Source organism: Acidovorax sp. 106 (assembly GCF_003663825.1).
Lineage (GTDB): Bacteria > Pseudomonadota > Gammaproteobacteria > Burkholderiales > Burkholderiaceae_C > Acidovorax.
Genome location: NZ_RCCC01000001.1, coordinates 838,613 through 860,859, shown reverse-complemented (window position 1 = coordinate 860,859; position 22,247 = coordinate 838,613). Strand labels below are relative to the sequence as shown.

Sequence of the window (22,247 nt, the reverse complement as noted above, 5' to 3'; positions counted from 1 at the left end):
TGTTTGGGAAACAAACAAACACGAATGTATGTATGTTGCCTTGCGTTACCATAGCGGCCGTTGTGGCGAATCGCTGTCCGCGACAATCCGGGTTTGCCCCTGTCTTCTCGACTCTCCCTCCTTTTTGAATGCCTGACGCTTCTGCCCTCGTTGATTTGCGCAACGTGACCTTCTCCTATGGGGACCGGGTGATCCTGCGCGACGTATCGCTGCAAGTGCCGCGAGGCAAGGTCACGGCGCTGATGGGGGCCTCGGGCGGTGGCAAAACCACGGTGCTGCGTTTGATTGGCGGGCAGCAGCGTGCCCAGCATGGTCAGGTGCTGTTTGATGGGCAAGAGGTGGGCCGCATGGACACGGCAGGCCTGTTTGCTGTGCGCCGCCGCATGGGCATGCTGTTTCAGTTTGGCGCGCTGTTCACCGACCTGAGCGTGTTTGAAAACGTGGCCTTTCCGCTGCGCGAGCACACCGATCTTTCTGAGGCGCTGATCCGTGACGTGGTGCTCATGAAGCTCAACGCCGTGGGCCTGCGCGGCGCGCGCGACCTGATGCCCAGCCAGATCTCCGGCGGCATGGCTCGGCGCGTGGCGCTGGCCCGCGCCATCGCGCTGGACCCAGAGCTCATCATGTACGACGAGCCTTTTGCGGGGCTCGATCCGATTTCGCTGGGCACCACAGCCCAGCTGATCCGGCAGCTCAACGATGCCATGGGGCTGACCAGTGTGCTGGTCTCGCACGACCTGGCAGAGACGTTCCGGCTGGCCGATCACGTCATCATCTTGGGCGCCGGTGTGGTGGCCGCGCAGGGCACGCCCGCCGAGGTGATGGCCAGCACCGATCCGCTGGTGCACCAGTTTGTGCATGCCTTGCCGGTGGGGCCTGTGCCGTTTCATTACCCTGGGCCTGACGCTGCGCAGGATTTTGGCCCTCTCACAGGCACCCGCTCATGAACTGGTTCCACCCCGCAAGCGTGGGCTTTGCCGTGCGCTCCAAGTTGGCCGATGTGGGGCATGGCGCCCGCCTGTTTGCCCGGCTGCTGCAATTGGTAGGGGCGGTGTTTGCGCGGCCCGCTCTGGTGCGCGACCAGGTGCATTTCTTGGGCAACTACTCGTTGGCCATCATTGCTGTGTCGGGCCTGTTTGTGGGCTTTGTGCTGGGGCTGCAGGGGTATTACACGCTGCAGCGCTATGGGTCTTCGGAGGCTCTGGGCTTGCTGGTGGCCTTGTCGCTGGTGCGTGAGCTGGGGCCCGTGGTTACCGCCTTGCTGTTTGCAGGCCGTGCGGGCACGTCGCTCACGGCCGAGATTGGCTTGATGCGCGCGGGCGAGCAGCTCAGCGCCATGGAAATGATGGCGGTGGACCCGGTTCGCCGCATTCTGGCGCCGCGCTTTTGGGCGGGCGTCATCACCATGCCATTGCTGGCCGCTGTGTTCAGCGCGGTGGGGGTGATTGGTGGATGGGTGGTGGGCGTGCTGATGATCGGTATCGATCCCGGCGCGTTCTGGAGCCAGATGCAAGGCGGCGTCGATGTCTGGAAAGACGTGGGCAATGGCGTGCTCAAGAGCCTGGTGTTTGGTTTCACCGTGACCTTCGTGGCGCTTTTGCAGGGCTTTGTGGCCCGCCCCACCCCTGAGGGTGTGGCACGCGCCACCACCCGCACGGTGGTGATTGCCTCTCTGTCGGTGCTGGCGCTGGACTTTGTCCTCACGGCCCTGATGTTCAGTATTTGACCCCGGCCCGGCCGGTGGTGGAAGGAAGCAGTGATGCAACGCTCAAAAAATGATGTGTGGGTAGGATTGTTTGTGATGCTGGGGGCGGTGGCGCTGGTGTTTTTGGCGCTGCAGTCGGCCAATTTGCTGAGCCTGAGCTTTCAAAAGGGCTACCGCATCACGGCGCGTTTTGACAACATTGGCGGACTCAAGCCCCAGGCAGCCGTGCGCAGCGCGGGCGTGCTCGTGGGGCGCGTGGAATCCATCACGTTTGACGACAAGACCTTCCAGGCGCGGGTCACGCTGTCGATGGAGGACCGCTATGCTTTCCCCAAAGACAGCTCGCTGAAAATCCTCACCAGCGGCCTGCTGGGCGAGCAGTACATCGGCATTGAAGCCGGGGCTGATGAAAAGAACCTGGCTGCGGGCGACACCGTCACCGCCACGCAATCGGCGGTGGTGCTCGAAAACCTGATCGGGCAATTCCTCTACAACAAAGCCGAAGATGGCAGCAAGCCCGCCGCAGCGGGGACGACCAAATGAAAACGACATTGACAGCCACGCGGGTGGCCCGCTCCACAGCGTTGCACGCCTTTGCTGCGCGCCAGGCCCGCCGCGCCATTCCTTTGCTGGCAGTAGCCGTCCTGGCAGGCTGCGCCACGGGGCCGCACGCCAATCCGGACGACCCGTTTGAGCCCTACAACCGCAGCATGACCCGCTTCAATGACCATGTGGATGAGGCGGTCCTCAAGCCGGTGTCCACGGCCTATGTGGAGGTGACGCCTGCACCCGTGCGCACTGGTGTGAGCAACTTCTTTGGCAACCTGGCCGACGTGTGGTCGTTTGTGAACAACGTGCTGCAACTGCGCGCCGAAGGCGCCGCCAACAGCTTCATGCGCGTGAACGTGAACACCCTGTTTGGCCTGGGTGGCTTGCTGGATGTGGCCAGTGAAATGGGCATCGACCGCTCGCGCCAGGACTTTGGCCTGACGCTGGGCCGCTGGGGTGTGGGCACTGGGCCTTACGTGGTGCTGCCGCTGTTGGGGCCCTCCACATTGCGCGACACTGTGGCACTGCCTGTCGATGCGGCTGGCAACCCGGTGCGGTATGTGGACCCTGTGGCGGCGCGCAATTCGCTGTACGCGCTGCGCATCGTCGATACGCGGGCCAATTTGCTGCGTGCGGGGGCGGTGATCGACAGCGCTGCGCTCGACAAATACTCCTTCACACGCGACGTGTTCATGCAGGTGCGCCAGGGGCAGTCCAGCGAGCCGTTGTTCCGAGACGATGCCGACAAGGGCGCCAACGATGGGATGTTGCCCCCAGAGCCAGACCGCTGAGCCTAGGTTCCCTTGGCGGGCAGGGCCTGCAAGCCTTGGCGCGGGTGTTGCAGTTGCTTGCACCTTGGTACAAGGCCGAAGCTTCTGTGCGGTTGGATGACCACAAAATCTTATGAAAGGCCGCCTTGGGTGCGGTCGGAGCTGAAAAGACATGATGAATCGACGTTTGTTGGGCCGTGTGGCCCTGGTGGCTGGCACCGTTTTAGCCCTGGGCTTGCCCATGGTGTCCATGGCGGCCGATGAAACGCCGGATGCGCTGATCAAGCGCCTGTCGGTGGATGTGCTCAACACGGTGCGCGGTGACAAAGCCATTCAGGCCGGTGACATCAACAAGGTGATCGCACTGGTCGACAAGACCGTGATGCCCAACGTCAACTTTCGCCGCATGACGGCTGCAGCCGTGGGCCCCGGCTGGCGCCAGGCCACGCCTGAGCAGCAAAAGCGCCTGCAGGAAGAGTTCAAGATCCTGCTGGTGCGCACCTATGCTGGCGCCTTGGCGCAGGTGAGCGACCAGACGGTGCAGATGAAGCCCTTGCGCGCCGGAGCCGAGGACAAGGATGTGCTGGTGCGCACCGAAATCGTGGGCAAGGGCGACCCGATCCAGCTGGAATACCGGCTCGAGAAGACGCCGGGTGAGGGCGCTGGCTGGAAGATCTACAACCTCAACGTGCTGGGCGTGTGGTTGGTCGAGACTTACCGCAGCCAGTTTGCGCAGGAGATCAATGCCAAGGGCATCGATGGCCTGATCGAAACCCTGGTGGCGCGCAACAAGTCCAACGCCGCCAAGGGCTGAAGGCGCTGATAGCGCTGTTTGCACATTCCTGAAGTTCTCAAGGCCATGACCACCACTGCCCCCGCCGCGCTGCGCCTGCCTGCCGAGCTGACCCACCGGCAGGCCACGGCCTGCCTGGCCCAGTTGCTGCAGTCCCTGAAGGGCGCTTTGCCCGGCAGCGCTTTGGTGGTGGACGCCGCGCCCCTGCAGGTGTTTGACACCTCGGCGCTGGCGGTGCTGTTGGAGTTTCGGCGCGAGGCGCTGGCTTCGGGCCTGGGGTTTGGCGTGCGGGGGCTGCCCGGTGCGTTGGCGGGCATGGCCGGCCTTTATGGGGTAGATGGCCTGCTGAACCACGCAGTTTGATGGGCGCAGGCGAGCGCAGATGTTGCCCAAGCCTTAAAATCAGGGGCTTCATGCCCGCAGTCTCATTCCAAGCCATCTCCAAGACCTTTGCTACGCCCAAAGGCCCTTTCCAGGCACTGAACCAGGTCAGCCTGGACATTGAACAAGGCGAGTTCTTCGGACTCCTCGGCCCCAACGGGGCCGGCAAAACTACCCTCATCAGCATCCTCGCTGGCTTGGCGCGCGCCAGCAGCGGGCGCGTGCTGGTGCAAGGCAGCGATGTGCAGGCGAACTACGCCGACGCCCGCCGCAAGCTGGGCATCGTGCCGCAGGAGCTGGTGTTTGACCCGTTCTTCAATGTGCGCGAGGCGCTGCGCATCCAGTCGGGTTACTTCGGTGTGAAGAACAACGACGCCTGGATCGACGAGCTGCTCGAAAACCTCGGCCTGGCCGACAAGGCCAACGCCAACATGCGCCAGCTCTCGGGCGGCATGAAGCGCCGCGTGCTGGTGGCCCAGGCGCTGGTGCACAAACCGCCCATCATCGTGCTCGACGAGCCCACCGCAGGCGTGGATGTGGAGCTGCGCCAGACCCTGTGGCATTTCATCGCCCGCCTGAACAAGGAAGGGCACACCGTGCTGCTCACCACCCACTACCTGGAAGAGGCCGAGGCCCTGTGTGGCCGCATCGCCATGCTCAAGGCGGGGCAGGTGGTGGCGCTCAACCGCACGTCCGAGCTGCTCAAGGCCGCCTCGGGCAGCGTGCTGCAGTTCAAGACCGACGCCATGCTGCCGCCCGCGCTGGCTGCCGTGGCCCGGGTCACCGGCCGTATCGTGCAATTGCCTGCGCACGACGCCGCCGAGATCGAGAACCACTTGGCTGCGCTGCGCATTGCGGGTGTCGATGTGCAGGACATGGAGATCCGCCGGCCGGATCTGGAAGACGTGTTTTTGCAGGTGATGTCCGGTACCTCGGCATCGAACATCCGCCTGGAGGGCGTCGCGATATGACGGGTTGGCAAACGCTGTTTTACAAAGAAGTTTTGCGGTTCTGGAAGGTCAGCTTCCAGACCGTGGCCGCGCCTGTGCTCACCGCCGTGCTGTACCTGCTGATCTTCGGCCATGTGCTTGAAGACCACGTCAAGGTCTACGACCGCATCAGCTACACCGCGTTCCTGGTGCCCGGCCTCGTGATGATGAGCGTGCTGCAAAACGCCTTTGCCAACAGCTCGTCCAGCCTCATCCAGAGCAAGATCATGGGCAGCCTGGTGTTCGTGCTGCTCACGCCGCTGTCGCACTGGGCCTGGTTTGTGGCCTATGTGGGCTCGTCCATTGTGCGGGGGCTGGCGGTGGGCTTGGGGGTGTTTATCGTCACGCTGGCGTTTGCGCGGCCAGAGTTTGCGGCACCCCTGTGGATTTTGGTGTTTGCCCTGCTGGGGGCTGCGCTGCTGGCCACGCTGGGGCTGATTGCGGGCCTGTGGGCCGACAAGTTCGACCAGATGGCCGCGTTCCAGAACTTCATCATCGTGCCCATGACCTTCCTGTCGGGCGTGTTCTATTCGATCCAGTCGCTGCCGCCTTTTTGGCAGGCGGTGAGCCACCTCAACCCGTTCTTCTACATGATCGACGGCTTCCGCTATGGCTTCTTTGGCCAGAGCGACACGTCACCCTGGCTGAGCCTGGGCATCGTGGGCATCGCCTGGCTGGCCGTGAGCGCGCTGGCCGTGCACCTGCTGCGCACCGGCTACAAAATTAGAAACTGACATGACTGACGCAAAACAAGGTTCAGGCAAGCGCTTCCCTCTAGGGCGAGGCGGATGTTGCATCCCGATTTGCGTCAGTTCTCACTGACTCCGAGCGCCCCTCTATGACCGCTGACCAACTCAAAGACCTCATCGCCGCTGGCATCGCTTGCGAACACATCACGCTCGAAGGCGACGGCCGCCACTGGTATGCGACCATCGTTTCGGCCACGTTCGAGGGCCAGCGCACCCTGCAACGCCAGCGTGGGGTGTACGCCACCCTGGGCAACCGGATGCAGACCGACGAGGTGCATGCCTTGTCCATGAAAACGTTCACCCCCGCCGAGTGGGCGGCCCAGCAAGCCTGATTGGTTTGCTCCTGTATTGATAGCTGCTGGTGCTTATTGGATAAGCGCTAGAGGCACTTTTTATTATTATTCTGGTTTTTTGAGATGGACAAACTCCTGATTCGCGGCGGCCACCCCTTGCAAGGCGAGGTGCTGGTGTCTGGTGCCAAAAATGCCGCCCTGCCGGAGTTGTGCGCCGCACTGCTCACGGCCGAGCCTGTCAACCTGCTCAATGTGCCCCAGCTGCAGGACGTGAGCACCATGCTCAAGCTCATCCGCAACATGGGCGTGACGGCAGATCGGTCTGACGACGGCACCGTGCGCATCGACGCCAGCGCGCTCAACACGCCCGAAGCCCCGTACGAGCTGGTCAAGACCATGCGCGCTTCGGTGCTGGCGCTCGGCCCGCTGCTGGCGCGCTTTGGCGAAGCCACGGTGTCGCTGCCCGGTGGCTGTGCCATCGGCTCGCGCCCGGTAGACCAGCACATCAAGGGCATGGCCGCCATGGGCGCCGAGATCGTGGTCGAGCACGGCTACATGATCGCCAAGCTGCCTGCAGGATGGACCCGTTTGAAGGGCGCCCGCATCACCACCGACATGGTCACGGTGACGGGCACCGAGAACTTCCTCATGGCCGCCGCACTGGCCGAGGGCGAGACGGTGCTGGAAAACGCCGCCCAAGAGCCCGAGATTTCCGACCTGGCCGAGATGCTGATCGCCATGGGCGCCCAGATCGAAGGCCACGGCACCAGCCGCATCCGCATCCAGGGCGTCGAAAAACTGCACGGCTGCACCCACCGCGTGGTGGCCGACCGGATCGAAGCTGGCACCTTCCTGTGCGCCGTGGCGGCCACGGGCGGTGATGTGCTGCTGCGCCATGGCCGCGCTGACCACCTCGATGCCGTGATTGAAAAGCTGCGCGAAGCGGGCGCCACCGTGCAAGCGGTGGACGGCGGCATCCGCGTGCAAAGCGCGGGCGCGGCCACGCTCAAGGCGCAGGGCTTTCGCACCACCGAATACCCCGGTTTCCCCACCGACATGCAGGCCCAGTTCATGGCGCTCAACTGCATCGCGCAGGGCACGGCCACGGTGACCGAGACGATTTTTGAAAACCGCTTCATGCACGTCAACGAGCTGGTGCGCCTGGGCGCCAAAATCCAGGTGGACGGCAAGGTGGCCGTGATCGAGGGCGTGCCACGCCTGTCAGGCGCCACGGTGATGGCGACCGACCTGCGCGCATCGGCCAGCCTGGTCATTGCGGGCCTGGTAGCCCATGGCGAAACCATGGTGGACCGCATCTACCACCTGGACCGTGGCTATGACTGCATGGAAGCCAAACTGCGCGGCATCGGCGCCGACATCGAGCGAGTAAAAGCATGAGCAGCAACATGATCACCCTGGCGCTTTCCAAGGGCCGCATTTTTGAAGAAACCCTGCCCCTGCTGGCCGCTGCGGGCATTGAGGTGCTGGAAGACCCCGAGAAATCGCGCAAGCTCATCCTGCCCACCAACCAGCCTGATGTGCGCGTGGTGCTGGTGCGTGCCTCCGATGTGCCCACCTATGTGGAATACGGCGGCGCAGACCTGGGAGTGACGGGCAAGGACACCCTGATCGAACACGGCAGCCAAGGCCTGTACCAGCCGCTGGACCTGCGCATCGCCAAGTGCCGCGTGAGCGTGGCTGTGCGCAAAGACTTTGACTATGAGCGCGCCGTCAAACAAGGCTCGCGCCTGAAGGTGGCCACCAAGTACACCTCCATTGCCCGCGAATTCTTCGCCACCAAGGGCGTGCACGTGGACATGGTCAAGCTCTACGGCAGCATGGAGCTTGCCCCGCTCACCGGGCTGGCCGATGCCATCGTGGACCTAGTCTCCACCGGCAACACACTCAAGGCCAACCACCTGGTCGAGGTGGAGCGCATCATGGACATCAGCTCGCTGCTGGTGGTCAACCAAGCGGCACTCAAGCTCAAGCGCGAGCCGCTGCGCCGCATCATTGATGCCTTTGCGTCTGCCATCCCCGCCGAACAGAACTGAACCGCACCCCACGCACCACACTATGAATTTAGTAGCTGCTCCCGCTCGTCTTTCAACCGCTGCAGCCACTTTTGAGGCTGATTTTGCAGCCCGTCTGCATTGGTCTGCCGATACCGACGCAGCCATCGAGCAGCGCGTGGCCGACATCCTGGCCGACGTGCAAAAGCGCGGCGATGCGGCGGTGCTGGAGTACACCGCCCGCTTTGACGGCCTCTCGGCCCCCACCATGGCGGCGCTGGAGCTGACCCAGGCCGAGCTCAAAGCCGCGTTCGATTCCATTCCGGTGGCTCAGCGCGATGCGCTCCAGGCGGCTGCCAAGCGCGTGCGCAGTTACCACGAAGCGCAGAAAAAAGCCTCGGGCGAGAGCTGGAGCTACCGCGACGAAGACGGCACGCTGCTCGGCCAAAAGGTCACGCCACTCGATCGCGTGGGCATCTACGTACCCGGTGGCAAGGCGGCCTACCCATCGTCGGTGTTGATGAACGCCATCCCCGCCCATGTGGCCGGGGTGGGCGAAATCATCATGGTGGTCCCCACCCCTAAAGGCGAAAAAAACGCCCTGGTGCTGGCCGCCGCTTACGTGGCGGGCGTCACCCGCGCCTTCACCATCGGCGGCGCACAGGCCGTGGCCGCGTTGGCCTACGGCACGGCCACCGTGCCCAAGGTGGACAAGATCACGGGCCCCGGCAACGCCTACGTGGCCAGCGCCAAGAAGCGCGTGTTCGGCACGGTGGGCATCGACATGATCGCGGGCCCGAGTGAAATCCTGGTGCTGGCCGATGGCACCACGCCGCCCGACTGGGTGGCCATGGACCTGTTCAGCCAGGCCGAACACGACGAACTGGCCCAGAGCATTTTGCTCTGCCCCGACGCCGCCTATCTCGACGCCGTGCAGCGCGAGATCGACCGCCTGCTGCCCACCATGCCGCGCGCCGAGATCATCGCCAAGAGCCTCACCGGCCGCGGCGCGCTGATCTTGACCAAGGACATGGAAGAAGCCTGTGCGATCAGCAACCGCATTGCGCCCGAGCATTTAGAAGTGAGCAGCACCGACCCCCACCGCTGGGAACCGCTGCTGCGCCATGCGGGCGCGATCTTCCTGGGGGCCTACACCAGTGAGTCCTTGGGCGACTACTGCGCAGGCCCCAACCACGTGCTGCCCACCAGCGGCACGGCCCGCTTCTCGTCGCCCCTGGGCGTGTACGACTTCCAAAAGCGCAGCAGCCTTATTGAGGTGAGCGAGGCCGGTGCCCAGGTGCTGGGTGCCATCGCCGCCGAGCTGGCCTACGGCGAAGGCCTGCAGGCGCATGCGCAGGCTGCCGAGATGCGCCTGAAGACCCCGCTCAAGCCGCGCTGATCGCCCCGCGCGGCAACCGCTGCGACGGCGCGGCCGCGGCAGTGGGCACCACGGTCAGCGGTTGGGCTGTGGGCGCCGCTGCGGGCGGGTACGCAACCCCTGCTTCGGCTGGGTGTCGTGCCCACAGCAGGAGCGCTGTCCGTGGCCCCTCGGCGCTCACTCGCAGTCGCGCTGGGCCGGTGAAGGACAGGCGCTGGCCCGCTTCCAGAAAATAGTCTTCCAGCAACCCGTCGCAGGTCACCCAGACGCGGCCGTCTTCCACTTCCAGCAAAGCGATTTCGCCCGCGCGGAAGTCGAGTGCTTGCACGGCCTGCCGTGGCGGCAGGGGTTGGCGCTTCCATGGGAGTGGCAGGGCACCCGGCGCAGGTTGGGCAGCGGTGGGCGACGAGGGGATGGGGCGGGGCTGTGTGTTCATGGCGTCCACTGTGCGGGCCGGCGGCGCTCGCTGCCAGCCACAGGCATGCGTTTTCTGGGGCAGTACAGATGGGCAGCACAGCACATCTGTACTGTGCGTGCTGGCGCGGTTCTGTACTGCCTACCTCTGCGCTTGTCAGTACAGAATGCAGCCATGGCCACCGATGACTCTCCACCGCTGTACCTTCAAATCGCCGAGCAGCTGGCGCAGCTGATTCGCAACGGCACTTTGGTCCGGGGCGAGAAGCTGCCCTCGGTGCGTGAACTGGCGCGCCAGCACGGCGTGGCGCAAACCACCGTGGTGCAGGCCTACCATTGGCTCGAAGATGCCAGGCTGGTCACTGCGCGGCCACGCTCGGGGTTTTTTGTAGCGGCGCGGCCTGTGAGCTTGCCTGAGCCCAGTATCCCGCGCTCTATGCGCCGGCCGCGTGATGTGTCGGTGGACTGGCTGGGGCAGCGCATTTTGGGGCGCCAGCAGCCCGAGGGCATGTTCTCGTTCAGCAGCGGTACCCCCGGGCCGGATTTGTTCAACCCCGACCGCGTGCGCCGCGCCGTGACCCGGGCGGCGCAGAGGTACCGGCACTTGTTGTGCACCTACCCGTCGTCTTCAGGGCACGAGGAAGCCCGCCGTGCGCTGGCGCGTTACGCCGTGGGGCTGGGCTGCAGCCTGGACCCGGAGAACATTGTGGTCACTGGCGGCTGCATGGACAGCATTGCCCTGTGCCTGCGCGCTGTCACCCAGCCGGGCGATGTGGTGGCGCTGGAGTCACCCACGCATTTTTCGTTTCTGGAGGTGCTGCAAGCACTGCACCTGAGGGCGCTGGAGATTCCCACCCATCCGCGCCATGGCCTGTCGCTGGATGCGTTGCAGCTGGCACTGGACACGCAACCCGTCAAGGCCGTGATGGTGGTGCCCACCTTGAGCAACCCCCTGGGCAGTTGCATGCCGCAGGGCGAGCGCAAGCGGCTGGCGCAGATGGCCTCGCGCCACGGTATCGCGGTAATCGAGGATGCGATCTACAACGATCTGGTTGAGGTCAATGAGATGCGCCGTGCCGTGAAGTCTTACGACACCACAGGCCACGTCATGCTGTGCGACTCGTTCTCGAAAACGCTGGCGCCAGGGCTGCGCCTGGGGTGGGTGGAGGCAGGGCGCTGGACCAGCAAGCTGCGTGGCATCAAGGATTTACAGGCGGGAGGTCAGTCAGCCGTGTTGGAGCTGGCGCTGGCCGATTTGATCACCCAGGCGGGCCATGCCGCATCCATGCGCCAACTGCGCGCGGCGGTGGCGGCCCGCATGGACGCTGTGCGCAGCACCATCGCAGCGCATTTTCCGCAAGGCACACGGGTCAGCGATCCGCCGGGAGGGCTGCTGCTGTGGGTGGAGTTGCCGCGCGGGATGGACGCCAATCGCTTGCACGAGGCCTGTCTGCCCGAGCGCATTCTGGTGGCACCTGGCGCGCTGTTCAGCGCCAGCGGCCGCTTTCGCAACTGCCTGCGCATCGGGGTGGGCGGGGATTGGTCGCCGGAGCATTTGCAGGCCTTGGCGCGTGTGGGCGACATGGCCTGCCACCTGTGGGCCGAGCCTGCTGCGGCCTGACGGACTGCAGGGCGCGCACGGCCGCCTGCAATCGCGTTGGGCCGGATCTGCTTAGCCTGCGACTTGCCGCAGCGCGGGGCGCATCTGGCGGGTGACGGGGTCAATGAACGCCGTGGGGATCTGGTAGGCCCGGTCATCAAACAGGTCAATGCCGCACTTGAGGTTTTCGATCCAGTCGAAAAAGTCGTTGATGGCCTGCTTGCCCATGATGGGCGCGCCGTGTTGCGGCACCAGCATGGAAATGTCCAGCTGGCGTGCCATGGCCACCCACAGCCGCAGGATCTTGTTGGACACCATGTAGCGGCGGTGAAACCCTTCCATGCGTGGGATGTGTGCCTTCAGGTCGGTGATGGGGCGTGCGGCTTCTGCGCCAGACATCATGGACACGCCCAAGTCGCCCGTGAACAGGATCTTGCTGACCGGATCGTAGAAGTGGAAATTGCCTTCGGAATGCATGAAGTGCGCAGGCAGCAGCACCAGCTCATGCCGCCCCAGGGGCAGGTGGCCGCCGCTGTCGGGCACCCCGATCACGCGGTTTTCGGTTTTACCCACCTTGGTGAAGTGCGGTGCAAAGCGCTCCCACACCCGCGAGATGACCAGCGACGCCTTGGTGCTGGTCATCCAGCGGTCCAGCGAGGCAATGATGTCTGGGTCAGCGTGGGAGGCGATCAGGTACGACAGCTTGTGTGGGGCGAAATGCTTGGTCATCCCCATGAACAGCTCGTTGAATGCCAAGTTGCCACCGGGGTCGATGATGGCCCCGGTGTCATCGTCCACGATCAAAAACTGATTGGCCTGTACTGCCTGTCCATCTTCCTCGATGAGGTCGGTGAACATGAGGCATGCGTGGTTCTTGTCACGATAGAGTTCGATGGCCATGGCAGTGCGTAGGAGCAGTAAAGCGCCGACTGTACGAGTGCCCCCAAAAAGCCTAATTGATTAATATCAAGTCCGTCACGATGAGGACACAATTTGCAACGGTGGCTTGAGCATCACCACTCCGCGAAGCTGCCGTCCCGGTGGCGCCAGATCGGGTTGCGCCATTGGTGCCCCTGCTGGGCGCGCTCGTGCACATAGGCCTCGTTGACTTCAATGCCCAGCCCAGGGCCTTGTGGAATGGCCACCATGCCGTCCTCATACGAGAAGACTTCGTGGTTGGTCACATAGTCCAGTAGGTCGTTGCTGGCGTTGTAGTGGATGCCCAGGCTTTGCTCCTGGATGAAGGCGTTGTAGCAAACCCCGTCCAGCTGCAAGTTGGCTGCCAGTGCGATGGGCCCCAGCGGGCAGTGCAAGGCCAGCGCCACGTCGTAGGCCTCGGCCATGGCAGCGATCTTGCGCGTTTCGGTGATGCCACCTGCGTGCGATGGGTCGGGCTGGATGATGTCCACGTAGCCTTCAGACAGGATGCGTTTGAAGTCCCAGCGCGAGTACAGGCGCTCTCCCAGCGCGATAGGCGTGCATGACAGGTGGGCCAGCTCCTTGAGGGCCTCGTAATGCTCGCTGAGTACGGGCTCCTCGATGAACATCAGCCGATACGGCTCCAGCTCCTTGAACAGCACCTTGGCCATGGGCTTGTGCACGCGCCCATGGAAATCCACGCCAATGCCCACGTTGGGCCCTACGGCCTCGCGCACGGCCGCTACGTTCTGCAAGCAGCGCTCCACCTTGTCAAACGTGTCCACGTACTGCAGTTCTTCGGTGCCATTCATCTTCACGGCGGTAAAGCCTCGGGCCACCGCGGCTTTTGCGGCGGCCGCCGTCTCGCTGGGGCGGTCGCCGCCAATCCAGCTGTAGACCCGGATGCGGTCGCGCACGTTGCCACCCAGCAGGTCGGACACGGGCACGCCCAGTGCCTTGCCCTTGATATCCCACAAGGCTTGGTCAATGCCCGCCAGCGCGCTCATGTGGATGCCGCCACCCCGGTAAAAACCGCCCCGGTACAGCACCGTCCAGTGGTCCTCGATGCGCCGAGGGTCTTTGCCGATCAGGTACTCGCCAAGCTCTGCCACGGCAGCGGCCACGCTTTGGGCGCGGCCCTCCAGAATGGGCTCGCCCCATCCCACGATGCCCTCATCGGTTTCGATCTTGAGAAAGCACCAGCGCGGTGGCACAAGGAAGGTGGTCAGTCGGGTGATTTTCATGAATGCAAAAAAGGACCGTGGAGGGTTGGGTTCAAACCGCGCTAGTTGGATACGCGTGGCGCCAGGCCTGGATGAATGCAGCCGCATTGCGGGCCACTTGCTCGGCACTGTCGCCGGGGCGGTACAGGGCCGAGCCCAGGCCAAAGCCGGTGGCGCCAGCGGCTATGTAGGGCGCCAGGTTGTCTGGGGTGATGCCGCCCACGGGCAGCAAGGCCACGGGCGGGCGCAGCACGGCGCGCCAGGCTTTGAGCACCGCCGGGGCCAGGGCTTCGGCAGGAAACAGCTTGAGCACATCGGCCCCTGCTGACAGTGCTGCAAAGGCCTCGGTCAACGTGGCCACCCCGGGGGCGCAGGCCATGCCCGCCGCCTTGGCTGCGCGGATCACCGTGGGGTCGCTGTGCGGCATCACGATGACTTGCCCCCCCGCTGCGGCCACGTCGGCACAGGCTTGCGGCGTGAGCACGGTGCCCGCGCCCACCAGGCAGTCGGCAGGCAGCGCATCGCGCAGCGCACGGATGCTGGCCAGGGGCTCAGGGGAGTTGAGCGGGACTTCGATGGTGCGAAAGCCCGCGTCGTACAGCGCGTGGCCAATGGCCACCACTTCGTGGGGCTGCACCCCGCGCAGGATGGCGATCAGGCCGCACTGCTGCAGCGCCTGGATCAATGGCGTGTGGGTGGGATTCATGCAGCTTGGCTTGGAAGGATTGGGGTGAAAGGCTGGCGATGGGCTACCAGCCCAGCGGCCTGGGCGATGTGCCACAGGCCGCTGACCGTGGCCTGTGCGGCCACCGTGGGGGCGGCGAATCCATAGACCTGCAGGGCGATGGCATAGCGGCGGCACAAGTCGGATTCGCCGCACAGCACCAGCGGCATGGGCGAGCCACTGGTGTGTGGGGCGGGCGGGTACAGGCGTGCCAGGCTGACCATCTCGTGCCCGATGAGCAGGCCCGAAAGGTAGTCGGCTTGCGCGGTCGCGGGCAGGTCGCCGGTCAGGCCCAGCGTGCGCGTGCTGAAGATGTGCGACAGCAGCCCGAGGGCAGCGTCGCTGCCGCGTGCCACCTGAAGGCCTTGCACAAACGCGGCATCATCGGGCTCGGCGGGCGCTTGCATCGTCTTGCCCAGAATGGTGTGGCCGCGCAGGGCGGCAAACACCTCGCCCGTCATGAACGTGTGAAACTGCTCGATGCCGTGTTGCCGCGCCACCACCCATTTGCTGTGCGTGCCAGGCAGACCCACCAGCACCGGGCCTGGGCCCGCCAGGGCGGTATCGGCCAGCACACCCAGCACCTGCGTTTCTTCCCCGCGCATCACATTGGGCAAGGCCCCGCGCTGCAGCAGACCGGGCACGATGTGCACGGGCATTGCGTTGCCACGGTGCACCACGGTCAGCCCGCGTGCCAGGGCGTCGAGCGAGGTGGGCGCGTCCAGGTACTTGGCCTCACGCCAGCCCTGCGCGCTGCCCACCATGCCACAGGCCAGCACCGGCACAGAGGGCAGGGCGGTCAGCCAGTCGCCGCACGTGTCCTGCAATGCGCGCTCGAAGGCCGCACCGGGCTCTGTACGGGGCTCCGCATCGGTGTGGCCATCGGGTGCCTGGGGCAGGTTCATGATGCCCCAGGGGCGGTGGCGCTGTTCCTGCACCTGCCCTTTGCCATCCAGGCGGAAGGCGCGCAGCGAGCTGGTGCCCCAGTCCAGGGCGACCAGCCGGGTGTCAAAGAGGGCGGGGGTGTCTGCCATGGTGGCTCACTTGCCCCAGCGCAGCACCAGCGGGTCCAGGCGGCGCGCAATGTCGATCAGGCCGCGCCGCACCTCGGGGTGCATGGCCGGGAAGGGGTGGCGGCCCGCCTCGCAGGCGATCACACCGCCTTCCTTCATCAGCGCCTTGGCCGTGAGGATGCCGCCCTGGCGGTTCTCGTGGTTGATGAGCGGCAGCCAGCGTTGGTACAGCGCAAAGGCCAGGTCGGCATCGCCTTGGCGGTGCGCTTCGATGATGGGACGGATGCCATCGGGAAAGGCGCCGCCCGTCATCGCGCCCGTCGCACCGGCATCCAGGTCGGCCAGCAGGGTGATGGCCTCTTCGCCATCCCATGGGCCTTCGATGGCGTCACGCCCCAAGCGGATTAGCTCGCGCAGCTTGCTGGCGGCGCCGGGCACTTCGATCTTGAAGTAGGCCAGGTTCTCGATCTCTTGCGCCATGCGCGCGAGGAACGGGGCCGAGAGCACCGTGCCACTGGCGGGCGCGTCCTGCACCATGATCGGAATGCGGATCGCGTCGGACACGCGGGCATAGAACTCGTAGATCTGCGCCTCGGGCACGCGGAAGGTGGCGCCGTGGTAGGGCGGCATCACCATCACCATGGCGGCGCCCATGTCCTGAGCAGCGCGGCTGCGCTCGGCGCACACGCGGGTGCCGTAGTGGGTGGTGGTGACGATGACGGGCACGCGGCCCGCCACATGCTCCAGCGATGTGCGGGTGAGGACTTCGCGTTCGGCATCGGACAGCGAGAACTGCTCAGAGAAGTTGGCCAGGATGCAGACGCCGTCCACACCGGCGTCGATCATGAAGTCGAGGCAGCGCTTCTGGCTCTCTAGGTCGAGCGTCCCGTCTTCGTGGAAGGTGGTGGGCACCACGGGGAAGATGCCGCGGTAGCGAGGGTTCTGAAGGGAATGGGTGGCTGGCATGGCGCGTTTTGGAAATATTTGAAGAGAAATAAGGCTCTAGCGCTTATCTAAAAAGCGCTGGCAGCTATTAAATATGTAGCATTCGACTGCAGTGGGTGCGACCCCTATGCGGGCAGCCGCGCAAGGGCCTGAGCCGGCCGTACCGCCCCGCAGCGCTGGCTGCGTCCCCCTGCCCGCAACGCGCAGCGTTGAGAGATCGGGGGGAAAGCGCGAAGCGACTCAGGGGGTGTCCCATCTCTTTCAATGCGAATGGCGAGGCACGGCGCTGCCTCGGCAGCCCACCAAAAAGTCGAAATCGCAACCGTCGTCGGCCTGCAGCACGTGGTCCACATACAGGCGTTGGTAGCCGCCGCGCCCACCGTTGTCGGTGCCTGCCAGTGCGGCCAGCCGCGCGGCCAGCTCCTCGTCGCTGATATCAAGGTGAAGGCGACCCTGTTCGCAGTCCAGCTCAATGAAGTCGCCATCGCGCACCGCAGCCAGCGGGCCACCGGCCGCCGCCTCGGGCGCCACATGCAGCACCACGGTGCCGTAGGCCGTGCCGCTCATGCGTGCGTCGGAGATGCGCACCATGTCTTTGACGCCCTGGCGCAGCAGCTTGGGCGGCAGGCCCATGTTGCCCACCTCGGCCATGCCGGGGTAGCCCTTGGGGCCGCAGTTCTTCATCACCATCACGCAGCTGGCGTCGATGTCCAGGTTCTCATCAACGATGCGTTCCTTGTAGTGCTCCAGGTTCTCGAACACCACCGCGCGGCCCCGGTGCTTGAGCAGCTCGGGCGAGGCGGCGGAGGGCTTGAGCACCGCGCCACGTGGCGCCAGGTTGCCGCGCAGGATGCAGATGCCACCGTCGGCGATCAGTGGGTTGTTGATCGGGCGGATCACCTCGTCGTTGTACTGCGGCGCTTCGCGCACGTTGTCCCACAGGCTCTTGCCGTTCACGGTCAGGGCGTTGGGGTGCGGCAGCAGGTTGTTCTCGCCCAGGCGGCGCAGCACGGCGGGCAGGCCACCGGCGTAGTAGAACTCTTCCATCAGGAAGCGGCCCGAGGGCTGCAGGTCCACCAGGGTGGGGGTGCCCCGGCCAATGCGCGTCCAGTCCTCCAGGTCCAGCTGCACGCCGATGCGGCCTGCGATGGCCTTCAGGTGGATGACCGCGTTGGTCGAGCCGCCGATGGCCGCGTTGGTGCGGATGGCGTTTTCGAACGCCTCGCGCGTCAGGATCTTGGAGAGCGTGAGCCCTTCGTGTGCCATCTCCACAATGCGCCGGCCTGACATGTGGGCCAGCACGTAGCGGCGCGCATCCACAGCGGGTATGGCTGCGTTGTGCGGCAGCGAGGTGCCCAGCGACTCGGCCATGCAGGCCATGGTGCTGGCCGTGCCCATGGTGTTGCAGGTACCGGCCGAGCGTGACATGCCCGCCTCGGCCGCGAAGAACTGGTGCTCGTTGATCTCGCCCGCCTTCAGCGATTCGTGCAGGCGCCACACGGCGGTGCCCGAGCCGATGTCCTTGCCGTCGAGCTTGCCGTTGAGCATGGGGCCGCCCGTGACCACGATGGCCGGCACATCGCAACTGGCTGCGCCCATCAGCAGCGCCGGTGTGGTCTTGTCGCAGCCCACCAGTAGCACCACTGCGTCGATGGGGTTGCCGCGAATGGCTTCTTCCACGTCCATGCTAGCCAGGTTGCGCGTGAGCATGGCCGTGGGCCGCAGATTGGATTCGCCGTTGGAGAACACCGGAAACTCCACGGGGAAGCCCCCCGCTTCGTAGATGCCGCGCTTGACGTGCTCGGCGATCTTGCGAAAGTGGGCGTTGCAGGGGGTCAGTTCAGACCAGGTGTTGCAGATGCCGATGATGGGGCGGCCGTCGAACTCGTGGTCTGGGATGCCCTGGTTCTTCATCCAGCTGCGGTACATGAAGCCGTTCTTGTCGGCGGTGCCAAACCATTCGGTGGAGCGGAGTTTGCGCTTGGGGTTAGTCATGGTGGGGGTCAGAGAGAGGAGGAGAGAGATGAATCAGTGGCGCTGGGTGTTGCGGCGCGTCAGCAGGCGTTGCAACAGGCAGAACACAAACAGAAGGATTCCGACGACGATGCGCGTCCACCAGGAGCTGAGCGTGCCGTCGAAGGAAATCAGGGTCTGGATGATTCCGAGCATCAGCACACCAAACAGCGTGCCCGCCATATAGCCCACGCCGCCGGTGAGCAGGGTGCCGCCAATCACCACGGCGGCAATGGCATCGAGCTCCATGCCCGTGGCGTGCAGGCCATAGCCCGACAGCATGTAAAAGGTGAACACCACCCCCGCCAGCGCAGAGCACAGGCCCGACAGCGTGTACACGCCAATGAGCGTGCGGCGCACAGGCAGCCCCATCAACACGGCCGAGTGCTCGCTGCCGCCCACGGCATACACATTGCGGCCAAAGGGCGTGCAGTGCGCGATGAAAGCCGCTGCGAGTAAGACCCCCAGGGCGATCAAGGCACCCAGCGAAATCGACATGGATTCACCCAGCGACCAGCGCCACTGGGCCATGTCAGAGTAGCCCTCGTGGGTGATGCTGATCGAGTCGATGCTGATGAGGTAGCACAGGCCGCGCGCGAGGAACATGCCCGCCAGCGTCACGATGAAGGGCTGCAGCCGAAACCGCTCGATCAAAAAGCCCATGCAGGCACCGAAGGCGGTGCCCATCGCCAAGACCAGTGGAATGGCGGCGGTGGGGCTCCAGCCATGGCGCTCCACCAGCGATGCCAGCACCATCGTGGTCAACGCCACCACAGAGCCCACCGAGAGGTCGATGCCGCCCGACAGAATGACAAACGTCATGCCCACCGCCACGATCACCAGAAAGGCGTTGTCGATCAGCAGGTTGAGAAACACCTGCGCCGAGAAAAAGCCGGGGTACAGCACGGAGCCCGCCGTGGCCATGAGGGTGAACAGCGCGATGGTGGCGGCCAAGGGCAGGTATTTGGGGTTCAGGCGTGGGCGGGACGCGGCCGAAGCGGCTGGCACTTGGGCTGGAGTCTGGGCCTGCGCCTCGGTCGGTGGGGCGGTGTTCATCAGGGGTTGGGGCAGGCTGCTCATGCCGAAACTCCTGTGGCTGCGGGGCGGCGTGCGATGGCGCCCACGCTGGCCCGAAACTCGGGGGATTGCAGCAGCATCACCACGAACACCACGATGGCTTTGACGACCAGGTTGATCTCTGGCGGCACGCCCAGGGAGTAAATGGCATAGGTGAGCGACTGGATGATGAGCGCGCCCACCACGCTGCCCACCAGGCTGAAACGCCCACCCGTCAGGGCCGTTCCTCCGAGCGTCACCGCCAAGATGGCGTCTAGCTCCAGCAGCTGGCCTGCGTTGTTGCCATCAGCGCTTTTGACGTTGGAGCAGATCAGCAGCCCGGCCATGCCCGCGCAGACGCCGCAAAAGGCATAGGCGGCTACCACCAGACGTTGGGCCTGCACCCCAGCCACCCGAGCAGCCGCAGGGTTGATGCCCACAGCCTGCACAAACAGCCCCAGGGCTGTGCGGGTGACAGCCAGGTAGAGCACAGCGAACACGGCCGCCACCACAAACACAGAGAACGGCAGCCCCAAAAGGTACCCGCCCCCGATAAAGAAGAATGGCGTGTAGTAGATGGTGATGATCTGCCCGTCGGTGATGAGCTGGGCAATGCCCCGGCCCGCCACCATCAGGATCAGCGTGGCAATGATGGGCTGCATGCCCACCTTGGCCACCAGAACGCCATTCCACAGCCCACACAGCAGCGCGATGCCGATGGCCCCCAGGATGGCCACGGGCAGCGGAAACCGGCTCTCGGTGCCCGACACCGCCCCGCCAATCATCCACGCCGCCACGGCAGCGGCAATAGCCACCACCGCACCGACCGAGATGTCGATGCCGCGCGTGGCAATCACCATCGTCATGCCCAGCGACACCAGCACCAGCGGCGCTGCGCGGTTGAGGATATCGATCAGGCTGCCGTACAGATGCCCATCGCGCCACTCGATGTGCAAGAAGCTGCTGTTGAAGGCGGTGTTCACACCCAGCAGCAGCAACAGGGTGATGAGCGGCCAGGCCAGCCGGTGGGCCATGAGAGCCCGAAGTACAGAGGGTTTGTTTTCAAGCATGGTTGGCTGCAATCAGTTCATACACGTCGTCTTCGCTGCTGCCTGCAGGCAACTCACCCACCTTTTCGCGTTCGCGCAACACCACAATGCGGTGTGCCACGCGCACCACTTCGCTCATTTCGGAGGAGATGAACAGCACCGCCATGCCCGCCTGTGCCAGCCGCAGGATCTGCTCCATGATTTCCTGCTTGGCCGCCACGTCGATGCCGCGCGTGGGCTCGTCCAGAATCAGCAGGCGGGGCTCAGTGGCCAGCCAGCGCGCCAGAATGGCCTTCTGCTGGTTGCCGCCCGACAAGAGGCCAATGGGGGTGTCCACACTGGCGGTTTTGATGCCCAACATTTGCACATAGCGCTGCGCCATCTCGGCTTGCTCGGTGCGCGACAAAAAGCGCGACAGCCCCAGGCGTGCCTGCAAGGCCAGCGCAATGTTCTCGCGCACCGACAGCTCGGCCACGATGCCGTCGGTCTTGCGCTCTTCAGGGCACAGCGCCAGGCCGCTGGCAATGGCGTCCATGGGGCTTGCGAAGGTGATGGCTTTGCCGTCCACCCGCAGCAGGCCCCGGTCTGGGGCGTCCATGCCAAACAGCAGCCGTGCCAGCTCGGTGCGGCCCGAGCCCAGCAGCCCCGCCAGTCCCACCACTTCACCGGCGCGGATCTGCAAATCCAGCGGCTTGAGCTGCCCTGCCTTGCCCAGCCCCTCGATTTGCACCAGTGCGGGCGTGGCGGCGTCCATCGCATGGGGCGCGGGGGCATGGGCGCTTTGAGCGGCCAGCTCTCGCCCCAGCATGGCGGCAATCAAGGCGGGCGCGGGCAGGTCGCGGGCCAGCCATTCGCCCACCCAGCTGCCGTTGCGCAGCACGGTGATGCGGTCGGAGACGGCATACACCTGGTTCAGGAAGTGGCTCACGAACACAATCGCCAGCCCCTCGCCGCGCAGTTTGCGCAGCACCTGAAAGAGCTTTTGCACCTCGTCGTCGTCCAGGCTGGAGGTCGGCTCGTCCAAAATCAGCACGCGCGATTCGATGCCGATGGCCCGCGCTATCGCCACCAGCTGCTGCACGGCCACGGGGTAGTCCGACAGCAGGCGTGTGACGTCGATGTCCAGCCCCACGCGCTGTACCAGCGCCTGGGCACGCTGGTGCACAGCACTCCAGTCGATGCGAAAGCCTTGCGACCAGCCGCAGCGGGGGTAGCGGCCCGCAAAGATGTTCTCGGCCACCGAGAGGTTGGGGCAGAGGTTGACCTCCTGGTACACCGTGCTGATGCCCAGGCGTTGCGCTGCCAGGGGCGAGTCCGGCCACACAGTGGTCAGCCCCCGCGCTCCACCGCTGCGCGGGTCGCTGCCCCCCGAGGGGGTGTCGCCTTGCTTGGGGAGGCCCGGCGCTGCGGCTGGCCCACCCAGGCGCATCTGCCCGCTGCTGGCTTCCAGCACGCCCGTCAGCACTTTGATCAGCGTGGACTTGCCCGCGCCGTTCTGGCCCATCAGCGCGTGGATCTCGCCCGGGTACAGGTTGAGCTGCACATCGCGCAGCACGGGGATGCCTGCAAACTGCTTGTGGATGCCCGAGAGCTGTAGCACGGGATTGGAAGTAGGGGTGTTCATCAATTTCTGAAGGTCTCGGTCATGCCTTCAGCCCGCGATGCGGGCGCGA

Annotated in this window: 23 protein-coding genes; 13 read left to right on the top strand and 10 right to left on the bottom strand. The window is 65.0% G+C overall.

Annotated elements, in window-relative coordinates; genetic code table 11:
• Positions 1-128 precede the first annotated feature (128 nt).
• The 12 genes from C8C98_RS03815 to hisD all read left to right on the top strand — a co-directional run bounded on the left by C8C98_RS03815 (position 129) and on the right by hisD (position 9,640).
• Positions 129-947 carry an ABC transporter ATP-binding protein gene (locus C8C98_RS03815; protein ID WP_099656584.1) on the top strand — a complete coding sequence of 273 codons (819 nt, stop codon included), beginning with the start codon at positions 129-131 and terminating at the stop codon, positions 945-947.
• A complete protein-coding gene (mlaE, locus tag C8C98_RS03810) occupies positions 944-1,726 on the top strand; it encodes a lipid asymmetry maintenance ABC transporter permease subunit MlaE (RefSeq protein WP_099656583.1) in 783 nt (260 codons plus the stop codon). The genes C8C98_RS03815 and mlaE overlap by 4 nt, the downstream gene beginning before the upstream one ends.
• 33 nt (positions 1,727-1,759) lie before the next feature.
• On the top strand, positions 1,760-2,248 hold the full coding sequence (gene mlaD, locus C8C98_RS03805) for an outer membrane lipid asymmetry maintenance protein MlaD (protein ID WP_099656582.1): 489 nt from the start codon (positions 1,760-1,762) through the stop codon (positions 2,246-2,248).
• Positions 2,245-3,045: a VacJ family lipoprotein gene (locus tag C8C98_RS03800; protein ID WP_121453197.1), complete on the top strand. Its 801-nt coding sequence runs from the start codon at positions 2,245-2,247 to the stop codon at positions 3,043-3,045. Before mlaD ends, C8C98_RS03800 begins: the two co-directional genes overlap by 4 nt.
• Positions 3,046-3,196: 151 nt before the next feature.
• A complete protein-coding gene (locus C8C98_RS03795; RefSeq protein ID WP_370450317.1) occupies positions 3,197-3,838 on the top strand; it encodes a phospholipid-binding protein MlaC in 642 nt (213 codons plus the stop codon).
• 45 nt (positions 3,839-3,883) lie between these two features.
• Positions 3,884-4,180, top strand: coding sequence for a lipid asymmetry maintenance protein MlaB (locus tag C8C98_RS03790; protein WP_121453196.1), 297 nt, complete (start codon positions 3,884-3,886; stop codon positions 4,178-4,180).
• A gap of 50 nt (positions 4,181-4,230) precedes the next feature.
• On the top strand, positions 4,231-5,169 hold the full coding sequence (locus tag C8C98_RS03785; protein WP_099656579.1) for an ABC transporter ATP-binding protein: 939 nt from the start codon (positions 4,231-4,233) through the stop codon (positions 5,167-5,169).
• Complete coding sequence (locus C8C98_RS03780; protein WP_108626614.1) at positions 5,166-5,921, top strand: ABC transporter permease; 756 nt, start codon at positions 5,166-5,168, stop codon at positions 5,919-5,921. Before C8C98_RS03785 ends, C8C98_RS03780 begins: the two co-directional genes overlap by 4 nt.
• Positions 5,922-6,025: 104 nt before the next feature.
• Positions 6,026-6,268 (top strand): BolA family protein, encoded by a 243-nt coding sequence (locus tag C8C98_RS03775; RefSeq protein ID WP_121453195.1) that lies wholly within the window; start codon positions 6,026-6,028, stop codon positions 6,266-6,268.
• An 84-nt stretch (positions 6,269-6,352) separates the two neighbouring features.
• Positions 6,353-7,627: a UDP-N-acetylglucosamine 1-carboxyvinyltransferase gene (gene murA / locus C8C98_RS03770; protein WP_121453194.1), complete on the top strand. Its 1,275-nt coding sequence runs from the start codon at positions 6,353-6,355 to the stop codon at positions 7,625-7,627.
• Positions 7,624-8,283 (top strand): ATP phosphoribosyltransferase, encoded by a 660-nt coding sequence (gene hisG, locus C8C98_RS03765; protein ID WP_233574441.1) that lies wholly within the window; start codon positions 7,624-7,626, stop codon positions 8,281-8,283. The genes murA and hisG overlap by 4 nt, the downstream gene beginning before the upstream one ends.
• 22 nt (positions 8,284-8,305) lie before the next feature.
• Positions 8,306-9,640, top strand: coding sequence for a histidinol dehydrogenase (gene hisD / locus C8C98_RS03760; protein WP_121453193.1), 1,335 nt, complete (start codon positions 8,306-8,308; stop codon positions 9,638-9,640).
• On the opposite strand, the gene C8C98_RS03755 is transcribed toward hisD, so the two are convergent.
• Entirely contained in the window at positions 9,627-10,055 is a 429-nt protein-coding gene (locus tag C8C98_RS03755) for a DUF2917 domain-containing protein (RefSeq protein WP_121453192.1), read from the bottom strand. The genes hisD and C8C98_RS03755 overlap by 14 nt on opposite strands.
• A gap of 153 nt (positions 10,056-10,208) precedes the next feature.
• Here C8C98_RS03755 and C8C98_RS03750 point away from each other — a divergent pair, with 153 nt between their 5' ends.
• A complete protein-coding gene (locus C8C98_RS03750; protein WP_121453191.1) occupies positions 10,209-11,654 on the top strand; it encodes a PLP-dependent aminotransferase family protein in 1,446 nt (481 codons plus the stop codon).
• 51 nt (positions 11,655-11,705) lie between these two features.
• Here C8C98_RS03750 and C8C98_RS03745 read toward each other — a convergent pair whose 3' ends face one another.
• From C8C98_RS03745 to C8C98_RS03700, 9 genes are all read right to left on the bottom strand, one after another.
• The gene (locus C8C98_RS03745; protein WP_121453190.1) at positions 11,706-12,533 is read right to left on the bottom strand and encodes an MBL fold metallo-hydrolase; all 828 of its coding nucleotides are present in this window, start codon (positions 12,531-12,533) and stop codon (positions 11,706-11,708) included.
• A gap of 113 nt (positions 12,534-12,646) precedes the next feature.
• Positions 12,647-13,795 carry a galactonate dehydratase gene (dgoD, locus tag C8C98_RS03740; protein ID WP_121453189.1) on the bottom strand — a complete coding sequence of 383 codons (1,149 nt, stop codon included), beginning with the start codon at positions 13,793-13,795 and terminating at the stop codon, positions 12,647-12,649.
• A 31-nt stretch (positions 13,796-13,826) separates the two neighbouring features.
• Positions 13,827-14,480 carry a 2-dehydro-3-deoxy-6-phosphogalactonate aldolase gene (locus tag C8C98_RS03735; protein WP_121453188.1) on the bottom strand — a complete coding sequence of 218 codons (654 nt, stop codon included), beginning with the start codon at positions 14,478-14,480 and terminating at the stop codon, positions 13,827-13,829.
• On the bottom strand, positions 14,477-15,532 hold the full coding sequence (locus C8C98_RS03730; RefSeq protein WP_121453187.1) for a 2-dehydro-3-deoxygalactonokinase: 1,056 nt from the start codon (positions 15,530-15,532) through the stop codon (positions 14,477-14,479). The genes C8C98_RS03735 and C8C98_RS03730 overlap by 4 nt, the downstream gene beginning before the upstream one ends.
• 6 nt (positions 15,533-15,538) lie before the next feature.
• A complete protein-coding gene (locus C8C98_RS03725) occupies positions 15,539-16,477 on the bottom strand; it encodes a dihydrodipicolinate synthase family protein (RefSeq protein WP_121453186.1) in 939 nt (312 codons plus the stop codon).
• 240 nt (positions 16,478-16,717) lie between these two features.
• Positions 16,718-18,451: an IlvD/Edd family dehydratase gene (locus C8C98_RS03715; RefSeq protein ID WP_121453184.1), complete on the bottom strand. Its 1,734-nt coding sequence runs from the start codon at positions 18,449-18,451 to the stop codon at positions 16,718-16,720.
• A gap of 33 nt (positions 18,452-18,484) precedes the next feature.
• Positions 18,485-19,549: a galactofuranose ABC transporter, permease protein YjfF gene (yjfF, locus tag C8C98_RS03710; RefSeq protein ID WP_370450316.1), complete on the bottom strand. Its 1,065-nt coding sequence runs from the start codon at positions 19,547-19,549 to the stop codon at positions 18,485-18,487.
• Entirely contained in the window at positions 19,546-20,595 is a 1,050-nt protein-coding gene (locus C8C98_RS03705; RefSeq protein ID WP_121453183.1) for an ABC transporter permease, read from the bottom strand. Before C8C98_RS03705 ends, yjfF begins: the two co-directional genes overlap by 4 nt.
• Positions 20,588-22,198: a sugar ABC transporter ATP-binding protein gene (locus tag C8C98_RS03700; RefSeq protein WP_121453182.1), complete on the bottom strand. Its 1,611-nt coding sequence runs from the start codon at positions 22,196-22,198 to the stop codon at positions 20,588-20,590. Before C8C98_RS03700 ends, C8C98_RS03705 begins: the two co-directional genes overlap by 8 nt.
• Positions 22,199-22,247 lie beyond the last annotated feature (49 nt).